The sequence below is a fragment of the Veillonella sp. R32 genome, from assembly GCF_010093125.1.
In the GTDB taxonomy this organism is placed as follows: Bacteria; Bacillota; Negativicutes; order Veillonellales; family Veillonellaceae; genus Veillonella_A.
This window is the reverse complement of sequence record NZ_NMZQ01000018.1, coordinates 1-1,026: the sequence shown is the minus strand read 5'-3', so window position 1 is coordinate 1,026 and position 1,026 is coordinate 1. Positions and strand designations below refer to the sequence as shown.

1 protein-coding gene is annotated in these 1,026 nt (G+C 40.6%); it reads right to left on the bottom strand.

Annotated elements, in window-relative coordinates:
• Positions 1 to 1,026: hemagglutinin repeat-containing protein (locus VER_RS04560; protein WP_202922125.1), on the bottom strand; the 1,026-nt coding region annotated here is incomplete at both ends.

Genomic DNA, 1,026 nt, shown 5'->3' with positions numbered 1-1,026 from the left:
ATCCCAACCAGAATATTGTTGTAACTCATTATCCTTAGTCCCCGACTGTGCCACTCGAGCTCCTGTTTGTACATCATTACCAATCAATGCATTTACACCCGCTCCTACAGCCGCACTTAACCATTGCATCTTGGCAGGATCATTATGGCTTATGTCTGCTAGTTTGTTAATAACCATTTCGTTAGTAAAGCCTGCATAAAAACCACTCCCAGCAGTAGTACCAGCTAAACGAGCTGATATTTCCGCAATTATACCATGCACAATAGCTTTTTCAGTCTTCTCTTGGTCAGTCTTAGGTTCCCAATAGTGAATTTGTTCAAACGCATTCTTAGCAAAGAGACTGGCTAATTCTTGTCGCTCTTCTACTTTCTTCTTATCGAAAATAGCTGTCAACGTATGGAGTGTATCCGCTGTATTACGGTTCAGTTCATTCACATCCACATTATCAGAGTGAACCGTTATGCTTCCTTTAGCAATCGCTGACTGTGTTATAGAACTATCTGACCCTTTGGCTCCACTTGGTAAGCTAGGAATAATTCCTATTTTATTATGCAAGTTATTTAAGGCACTTCGTTCTTCTGCCGTCAATAAATTACCAGCTTCATAGCGTTTCTTAGCATCTTTATAAGTACTATCATAGGTAAAACCTACACCATAACCACTCGCTTTATAATCCGCTTTGTTTTCTATGTCTTTAGCAAGTAAGGTATCAGTTGTAATTGTATTCTTATCTGCTGAAGCCTCACTAGCAATCACAGCCCCTTCTAAAGTAGTCGTATTACCTACTTCAATTTGTACGCCGTCCACACCACTATAAATCCCAGCTTGATTTGTCACCGACGCATAATCACTAGTCATTTTTCCTTTACTTCCAGTAACAGAGCCGCTAATCGTTGGCGTAGCCCCTAAGCCTACAGATACACTAGCCCCAGTAGATCTGCTTTTACCACGATAAGTTTCTGTGTCTTGTAGGCTTTGTATGATTAAATCGTTACCTGCTTGTACTGTAACGGCCTTTCCTGTCAT